The sequence below is a fragment of the Paenibacillus thiaminolyticus genome (genome assembly GCF_003591545.1).
In the GTDB taxonomy this organism is placed as follows: domain Bacteria; phylum Bacillota; class Bacilli; order Paenibacillales; family Paenibacillaceae; genus Paenibacillus_B; species Paenibacillus_B thiaminolyticus_A.
Genome location: NZ_QYZD01000062.1, coordinates 1 through 484 on the forward strand (window position 1 = coordinate 1; position 484 = coordinate 484).

Sequence of the window (484 nt, forward strand, 5' to 3'; positions counted from 1 at the left end):
GGCCGCTTGGCTGGAAGTTGCTTGGCACTACATTCTGCTGCGCGCCATGGGTTTGCGCGGTAATGCTTTGCGTTTGGCCGCTTGGCTGGAAGTTGCTAGGCACTACATTGTGCTGGGCACCATGTGTTTGTGCCGTAATGCTTTGCACTTGACCGCTTGGCTGGAACGATTGGCTTGCAAACGATGGGGCTCCATAGCTATGTAAGCCGCTTGGTTGGTAAGCTCCATAGTTGGATTGAAGTCCGCTTGCAATGCCGCCGGACATGCCATAGCCGCTCGTCGGTGCGAAGCTTCCTTGGCCGCTGAAGCGGTTGTACGCGCCTTCGTTCGCCGTGCTGCCCGATGGGCCGGAGTTATTGCCGGCATACGTGCTTGCCACGATGCCGCCGCCGGACAGACCACCAGCCATGCCGTAGCCGCTTGTCGGCGCGAAGCTTCCTTGACCGCTGAAGTTGTTATACGCGCCTTGATTCGCCGTGCTGCC

The 484-nt window shown here is 59.1% G+C and carries 1 protein-coding gene; it reads right to left on the minus strand.

What is annotated here, in order from left to right; all coding sequences use genetic code 11:
* The coding region (locus DQX05_RS31530) for a hypothetical protein (protein WP_397336270.1) at positions 1 to 484 on the minus strand (484 nt) is incomplete at both ends.